The organism is Massilimicrobiota sp. An80 (assembly GCF_002159255.1).
Lineage (GTDB): Bacteria > Bacillota_I > Bacilli_A > Erysipelotrichales > Coprobacillaceae > Allocoprobacillus > Allocoprobacillus merdigallinarum.
In genome coordinates, this window is the sequence record NZ_NFHI01000019.1 from 35,030 (window position 1) to 43,133 (window position 8,104).

The following is an 8,104-nucleotide window of genomic DNA, read 5'->3' on the forward strand; positions in this document are numbered from 1 at the left end:
ATGAAAAATATATATGAAACATTAGAAATGAACATCATTCAGGATAAAATCATGCGTTTTTGTGCTTCATCATTAGGGAAACAAGAAGTTCAAAAATTACAGATATTTGATGATGAAGATGATGTTAATGAGGCATTAGATAAAGTTGATGAAGCCATGAAATTTATTGATCGACAAGGAAGATTACCATTAGGTGGACTTAGTGATATTTCTTTGAGTTTAAAAAAAGCTAATAGAGATGGTCAATTAACAGGTGAAGAATTGTTACATGTCCAAACTCATCTGGAATGTGTTGTTAATGTCCAAAATTATTTTGATAATAGCGAAATAACAGCTCATTTTTTAAATGAACTTAACACTGGTTTAGTAGCTCAACCCCGTTTATTAGAGGAAATAAGAAAATGTATAACTCCAGATGGTCAAGTCGATGATCATGCCAGTCCTAAGCTTTTTCATATTCGTCAACAGATAAGGCATACTCAGTTACAAATCCGTACAAGAATGGAACATCTTGTGAAGGAAAGTCAGGATTATTTATCTATTGATCAAATGACATCAAGAAATAATCGGCTGGTATTGCCAGTTCAGTCGCATCATAAAAATCAGATTCAAGGACTTATTCATGCTCAAAGTGCGACCGGGCAAACTGTTTATATTGAACCAGCAGAAGTTGTAAGTATGAACAATCAGATCAGTTTATACGAGGCTCAAGAAAAGGAAGAAGTGGAACGTATTCTTTTTTATCTTTCTCAACTTGTTAAAAATCATTATTATCACTTTCATTTCAATTTAGAGATTCTTACTGAATTAGATTTTATTTTTGCTAAAGCACAGTTTGGTGTGCTTTATCATTGTTGTCGACCAACGATCCAAAAAGATGGCAATGTTTTGTCTTTTTTAGAAGCACGTCATCCATGTATTGATCAAGAAAAAGTGATTGCGAATGATATTATATTAAAACAGCATCGTATTTTATTAATCACTGGAAGCAATACTGGTGGAAAAACAGTGACATTAAAAACAGCTGGTTTATTATCGTTTATGGCGTTATGTGGACTACCAGTCCCAGCTCGAGAAGCTGTTATTCCTTTATTTGATCAGATATATGTCGATTTGGGGGATGAACAGTCTATTGAGCAGTCACTTTCAACATTTTCTAGTCATATGATGAAAATTATAGATATTTTATATCATGCAACTGCATCAAGTTTAGTTATATTAGATGAAATTGGATCTGGAACTGATCCTCAAGAAGGAGAAAGTCTGGCTGAAGCTATTTTATCACGTTTTGTAGATATGAAATCTTTTGTTTTAGCCACTACCCATTATGGTCGACTCAAAACATTTGCTAAAGAGCATCCAGAGATATTGATGGCGGCCGTTGCTTTTGATGTGGAGTCAATGAAACCAACATATCATTTGAAATTGGACAGTGTTGGACAATCATATGCTATTGAAATTGCAGAACTTTTAGGTTTAGACAAAAACATTGTTCAAAATGCACGAAATATTAAAAATGAATCCATGTCTGAACATGAAAAATTAATGGAAACACTGCAAATGAAAGAGGATATTTTAGAACAAAAGGAAAAACAACTTATTGAATCTCAAGAAGAAGTTCAAATCTTACAAAACAAATATGAAAAACAGTTACGTCAGATAGAAAATCAAAAAGATCAAATGATTCAAAAAGCTAAAGACGAGGCTAATGCAATTATTGATAAAGCCAAAACAGAAGTTCAGGATATGATGAACATTATGAAACAATCGACATTAAAACCTCATGAAATGAATCAAATACGTCATGATTTAGATCAAATGAAATATGTTAATCAGGAGGTTGTTCATAAACAGGGTCATCAATTGCATATTGGAGATCATGTTCGTGTGTTGAAGATGAACAGAGAAGGGGATATTGTGGAAATTTTAAAGAACCATATGGTTATGGTTTCTATATCTGGACTCAATGTTAAATTACATGAAGATGAAGTGCTTTATTTACATCCTCAAACAAAAGTGAAAAAAGTTGAAAAAGCAAAAATAAAGAAATCAACCGTTTCTAAAACAGGAAATTATGAAATCAATATTATTGGCAAAAGATATGAAGAGGCAATGGCATTGGTTGATAAATTCTTGGATGATGCTTTGGTGATGGGATATCCGCATGTCCGTATTGTACATGGAATGGGAACTGGTGCACTTCGAAAAGGAGTAAGGAAAATTTTAGATAAGAACAAACACGTTGTATCATATCGAGATGGTGGACCTAATGAAGGTGGATTAGGGGCTACACTGGTATATTTTGAATAATGAATGATCTTATTAGAAATAAGCTCTCTTTATTACCTGCATCACCAGGATGTTATTTAATGAAAAATAAAGAGGGAACTGTGATTTATGTTGGTAAAGCTAAAAAATTAAAAAATCGTGTTCATTCTTATTTTGTTGGTGTTCATAATTATAAAACGACAAAACTGGTAAGTGAAATTGAGGATTTTGATTATATTGTAACTGATAGTGAAAAGGAAGCACTACTTTTAGAAATTAATCTGATTAAAGATTATACCCCTCAATATAATATAATGTTTATGGATAATACCTATTATCCTTATATTCAAATGACAAATGAAACACATCCTCGCTTACGTATTGTTAGAAATGCCAAAGAAAAAAAAGCCAAACATTTTGGTCCATTTCCAGATGCTACTGCAGCTAGAGAAACTTTTAAATTATTAAATCGTTTATATCCTCTTAGAAAATGTAATCATATTCCTAAAAAACCTTGTCTTTATTATTCATTGGGACAATGTCTGGCGCCATGTATTCAAGATGTTGATGAGAATATATATGTTGATATTAAAAAATCTATTACTAAACTTCTTAATGGGGATATCAAAGAAAAAGTTAATGAGTTAACTGAAAAAATGATGAAGGCTAGTGAGGAATTGAATTTTGAGCAAGCTAAAGAATATCGTGATTTAATTTCACATATTCGTTATGTGACAGCTAAACAGCATGTTCAATTTAATGATCAGATTGATCGTGATATTTTAGGATATTATGTTGATCATGGTTATTTAAGCATCCAGTTATTTTTTATGCGTCACGGTAAACTGTTATCACGTGATTTGAATTTAATACCTATTGAAGATCATGTTCAAGAGAGTTTGCAGCAATTTATGGTTTCGTTTTATCAAAATAATACCTTACCAAAGGAAATTCTTGTTCCTATGGATATGGATATAGATTTGCTTTCACAAATTATTGAATGTAAAATTCTAAAACCTCAAAAAGGTAATAAGGCTTCTCTTGTTCAAATGGCGATTGAAAATGCTAAAGAATCATTAGAAAAGAAATTCCAATTAATGGAAAAAAATGAAGCGGCGACTTTAGGTGCTATCCAACAGTTAGGTGAACTTTTGCATATGAAAACACCTCATATTATTGAATTGTTTGATAATTCTAATATTCAGGGTGCTTATGCAGTTGCTGGAATGGTTTGTTTTAAAGATGGCGTTCCTTCTAAAAAGGATTATCGTAAATTTAAAATCAAAACTGTTGATGGACCAGATGATTATGGAAGTATGCGAGAAGTGATTTATCGTAGATATTACCGTGTCTTGATGGAAAATCTGACACCTCCTGATATGATTATTGTAGATGGTGGATTAGGACAAATTCATGCGGCTAAAGAAGTTATTGATTCATTAGCAATGAATATACCTGTTTATGGGTTGGCTAAAGACGATAAACATTCGACAGCCATGTTGTTGGACCAGGATGGGCAGCCAATACCTATTCATCCAAAAAGTGAACTTTTCTTTTTATTGACACGTATGCAAGATGAAGTTCACCGTTATGCTATTAGTTTTCATAAAAATGTACGTTCTAAATCTTTATTTGCTTCTACGTTAGATGATATTGAAGGAATCGGACCAAAACGTAAGCAACAATTGTTGCATCATTTTAAAAGTGTAAAACGAATGAGAGAAGCAACTATAGAAGAACTTCAGGAAGTTTTACCCGAAAAAGTTGCGAAAGAACTTTTTCAATCTTTGCATACAAATGAGCACAGCTCATAACCTTTACTCATATATTAATGTGGGAGGGTTATGATGCATTCCTTATTGACAAAGCGTGAAAAAGAGATATTTACACTCTTGATACAATCTTATACAACAAAAGAAATTGCAAAACAATTATATATTAGTGAAAAGACAGTTCGTAATCATATTTCCAACGTGATTCAAAAACTAGGTGTTGAATCTCGTATCCAGGCTGTCTTGGAACTTATTAAAATGAAAGAAATTGATCTTTAGAAATCAATTTCTTTTCTTTAAAAATATAACAATATGTATTATAATAGTCGAGAAAGGGTGATGACATGAAATTAAAAACATGGCACTTATTTCTTGTAATCATTATTTTGTTTGGTTGTTCTTTTTATGTTGTTAATCTTCATTTTGATAAATTTTATAGACTTAATGGCATTAATAATGATAATCGTGTCTTAATTGAAAAATATTTAAGTGATGACGAACAGGAATATTTAATAGATAATCAGATTTCAATTGATCTATTTATTGACTACATAGAATATGATGATTTTCAATTAGTCAATTATCAATATTATAACCTTTTAAAAGAAACTCATCGTTATTCAACAATAACAGATATTCTAGAAACTGGAAATTCTTTAGCTACACGATTAGATTATCTTTATCGTCAACAGGCTTTTGATCAGGCCAAAGTATTAGTACATAATGTTTTGGAAGAAGCTTTTTTAAATACTGACAATTTTAATTTTGACTATATTGATATCTACACATCAATGAAATCATTATATCAGGAAAATGATTATTCATTTGTACAGGATAGCGAGAAATATATCCTCATTTTACAGGAAATGGGCTATGATGATTTAAATCAGATTAGTCAGATTATGGAAATGTTAACACGTGCTTATAATCAGCAGACTTTAGCTGATTTAATGGCGACAACATTACCAGCAGGAGTACAAATGGTTTTTGCACCTTATGAGTTAGATACCTTAGTGAATCAACAAAACTATATTGGAAAATATGAGCCACGTGAATTACTTCTCGTACAGGATATACCTAGGGTAAGTTATACGATGTATTTACAAAAGGATGCATATAATGCTTTATTAAAACTTTATACAGATTTAAGCAAAGAATACAAAGGCTTTTTATTGCGCAGTGCTTATCAGTCACCACAGACATTAGATGAAAAAGAAGTGGGTTATAATGAAATGCAGCTAGGATTGACAATTGAAGTTACACAATCTGAATTGGCTTATCAGGAATTTGAAAATACTGAGATGTCAAAATGGCTTGAAGAACATGCTTATGAATATGGTTTTATTTTAAGATATCCACAGCGCAAGGCTTCTATTACAAATCATGCCTATGATGCTCATATTTATCGATATGTTGGTAAATCTTTAGCTAAATCTTTGCATGATTCAAATTTAACATTAGAAGAATATCAATTACAAAACAAGGGAGAATAATTATGAATAATCCAATTGGAATCTTTGATTCTGGAGTAGGGGGACTTACAGTTTTAGACTATATGCGTCAACAGTTTCCGCATGAAAATATGATTTATATTGGTGATAATGCACATTGTCCTTATGGTGATAAAACGAAAAGTCAACTTTTAGAATATACACGTCAAATATGTGATTATTTTGCAAAGCAACATGTTAAAATGATTGTTTTGGCTTGTAATACAACAAGTGCAAATGTCTTGGATGAATTACAGAAATTATATCCACATATTCCCATCGTAGGTGTCATTCATTCAACAGTACATGAGTTTTTAGCACGTCATCATCAAAGAGTCTTGGTGATTGCGACATCAGCAACAATTCAATCTCATAAGTATCGTCAAATGCTTTTACAATACAATCCTGAATTAACTGTTTATGAATTGGCGACACCACGCTTAGTTCCAGTCATTGAGTCTGGTGAATACAAATATGGAATACAAGAACTTTTAGGAGAATATTTGTTACCATATCAAAATAAAATAGATGCTTTAATTTTAGGGTGTACACATTATCCTATTCTATTAAAACAGTTTCAAGACGTGATGGAAGATATTGATTATATTTCCAGCAGTGCATCTATCTGTCAGGAAGTGGCTTCATATCTTAAAAACCATCATCTAGAAAATACGTCTTCATTACCTCAGACAATTACAATTTATACAACGGGAGATACACAAACTTTTGTAGAATCTTCACAAGGATTTTTTGATTATCAGGATTTATCTGTTTCACATCTTCATTTATAAAATTTATAGATGTTATTTTAAACATGGCAGGGAAGTAACAAATAACGTTACTTCCTTTATTGTATAACATGGAATTGAAGACTAAGTAAAAAATACAGCAATATATTCTGTTGTTTATGTTTTTTATAAATTCTATTTGAGATTTTGATAATGAAATATACATAATAGTCTTGATTGAAAGTCAAAGATCATATTTTTTATAGAAATATGATTCATTGGAATCTTTTTTTTATATTTTCATATATTGTTTTGAGGTGGGAACATGAAAAAGAAGATTATCATTGTGTCTGTTTCAATTATTTGTTTAGCTATTGGTTCTTTTATATATTTACAGATGGATGATTCAAAACAGGTCAGTGAAACATATTTACAAACTCTCATATATCAGGATGCTAATCATGATCTTGTTCCTGTAAGCTTAAATGTGCATAATCAAATGGAATTAGAAACTGATATTAGAAATAAAATTGATTTAATGCAATCGTCTCAATTGCAGGCATATGGATTATATCCTGTTATTGATTCACAATTAGAAGTTCAATCAGTAGAACTTCAAGATCATATGTTAACAGTGAGTTTTAATGATTGTTTATATTCTAATCAAGATGCTTTAAATATTATTGAAGCTTTGACTTATGTACTCACTGATTATGATGATGTTAATCAACTTAAAATACAAATAGATGGAAAAGATGTAACATATTTGCCAAATAGCACTGTTCCATTAAATCATCTAACACATGATTTAGGGTTGAATAATTTTGAAGAAGCATCAACTTTCTTACATCAAAGTGTACCTGTGATGGTTTATCAGGAAAAGACAATAGCTGATTATCTTTATTATGTTCCAACAACATTACGTATTAGTGAGTCTGATAGTTTAGAAGAACAAGTTCAAACTATTTTAAGTCATATCAATAGTAAAATTCATTTATTAAATGCATCACTCGATAATCAGGTTTTAACACTGGAATTAGATTCAAATCTTTTATTAGACAATGAAAGAATAGATAAGACTTTAGAAGAACTTATCATTTTATCTTTAACATCTTTAGATAACGTCAAGGATGTAGACATTCTCATTAATGGAGAAAGTGTTAGAAATCAGGAAACTTCACAAATTCATTATAATTATATTAAAATTTAGATTTTTTTGGTATAATAGTGTCTAGGTGATGTAAATGAAAAAAATTGTAATTATGTCTGATAACCACGGCGATCAGTCTATGATCGATTATGTAAAAGAACATGAACAAGATGGGGACTATTATATTCATTGTGGAGATAGCGAGGCTTATGATCCAAGAGTATTAGAAGGTTTTATCTGTGTCAAAGGAAATAATGACTGGTCTTTAGATTTACCTAAAGAGGCACGTCTTGTTGTAGAAGGTGTATCTATTTTCATTACTCATGGTCAGTATTTTGGCTATTTTAATAGAGAATTAGCTATGAATGATATACTGACAAGGAATCATTGTCAGGTTTTAATATCAGGTCATACGCACATGCCAATGTTTCAAAAAGATGGATCGTTCTATTATATTAATCCTGGATCTACAACCTTACCACGTGGAGGGAGTGCCAGAAGCTATGCTGTATTATTCATTGATAATGGGAAACTGGATTTTAGACTGAAAGAGATACAAAAATAAAAATGTATCTTTTTATTTAATTTGAAAAGTAAATTCTACTTTTTTTAAGACTAAGTTCTACTTAAAAAACATTGATAAGTAGAACTTAATCTTGGAAATGTCATGATTTATATTTTTAATCTTTGTATTTA

At 30.7% G+C, this 8,104-nt stretch carries 7 protein-coding genes; all 7 read left to right on the forward strand.

Annotation, left to right across the window (positions count from 1 at the left end):
• The 7 genes from B5G32_RS06860 to B5G32_RS06890 all read left to right on the forward strand — a co-directional run bounded on the left by B5G32_RS06860 (window position 1) and on the right by B5G32_RS06890 (window position 7,973).
• Window positions 1–2,310: an endonuclease MutS2 gene (locus tag B5G32_RS06860; RefSeq protein WP_087936242.1), complete on the forward strand. Its 2,310-nt coding sequence runs from the start codon at window positions 1–3 to the stop codon at window positions 2,308–2,310.
• Window positions 2,310–4,082, forward strand: a complete 1,773-nt coding sequence (gene uvrC, locus B5G32_RS06865; protein WP_087297828.1) for an excinuclease ABC subunit UvrC — start codon at window positions 2,310–2,312, stop codon at window positions 4,080–4,082. The genes B5G32_RS06860 and uvrC overlap by 1 nt, the downstream gene beginning before the upstream one ends.
• 33 nt (window positions 4,083–4,115) lie before the next feature.
• Window positions 4,116–4,319: a helix-turn-helix domain-containing protein gene (locus B5G32_RS06870; RefSeq protein ID WP_087244970.1), complete on the forward strand. Its 204-nt coding sequence runs from the start codon at window positions 4,116–4,118 to the stop codon at window positions 4,317–4,319.
• A 65-nt stretch (window positions 4,320–4,384) separates the two neighbouring features.
• Complete coding sequence (locus B5G32_RS06875; protein WP_087936243.1) at window positions 4,385–5,533, forward strand: M15 family metallopeptidase; 1,149 nt, start codon at window positions 4,385–4,387, stop codon at window positions 5,531–5,533.
• A 2-nt stretch (window positions 5,534–5,535) separates the two neighbouring features.
• Window positions 5,536–6,321, forward strand: a complete 786-nt coding sequence (gene murI / locus B5G32_RS06880) for a glutamate racemase (protein ID WP_087297826.1) — start codon at window positions 5,536–5,538, stop codon at window positions 6,319–6,321.
• A 262-nt stretch (window positions 6,322–6,583) separates the two neighbouring features.
• The gene (locus B5G32_RS06885) at window positions 6,584–7,468 is read left to right on the forward strand and encodes a GerMN domain-containing protein (RefSeq protein WP_087297825.1); all 885 of its coding nucleotides are present in this window, start codon (window positions 6,584–6,586) and stop codon (window positions 7,466–7,468) included.
• Between the two features lie 34 nt (window positions 7,469–7,502).
• On the forward strand, window positions 7,503–7,973 hold the full coding sequence (locus B5G32_RS06890) for a metallophosphoesterase family protein (RefSeq protein ID WP_087936244.1): 471 nt from the start codon (window positions 7,503–7,505) through the stop codon (window positions 7,971–7,973).
• The last annotated feature ends 131 nt before the right edge of the window (window positions 7,974–8,104 follow it).

Bases quoted from the DNA above. Each gene is read 5' to 3' on its own strand.
- B5G32_RS06870 (WP_087244970.1), top strand. From the start codon at position 4,116: ATGCATTCCTTATTGACAAAGCGTGAAAAAGAGATATTTACACTCTTG.
- B5G32_RS06885 (WP_087297825.1), top strand. From the start codon at position 6,584: ATGAAAAAGAAGATTATCATTGTGTCTGTTTCAATTATTTGTTTAGCT.
- B5G32_RS06860 (WP_087936242.1), top strand. From the start codon at position 1: ATGAAAAATATATATGAAACATTAGAAATGAACATCATTCAGGATAAA.
- uvrC (WP_087297828.1), top strand. From the start codon at position 2,310: ATGAATGATCTTATTAGAAATAAGCTCTCTTTATTACCTGCATCACCA.
- murI (WP_087297826.1), top strand. From the start codon at position 5,536: ATGAATAATCCAATTGGAATCTTTGATTCTGGAGTAGGGGGACTTACA.
- B5G32_RS06875 (WP_087936243.1), top strand. From the start codon at position 4,385: ATGAAATTAAAAACATGGCACTTATTTCTTGTAATCATTATTTTGTTT.
- B5G32_RS06890 (WP_087936244.1), top strand. From the start codon at position 7,503: ATGAAAAAAATTGTAATTATGTCTGATAACCACGGCGATCAGTCTATG.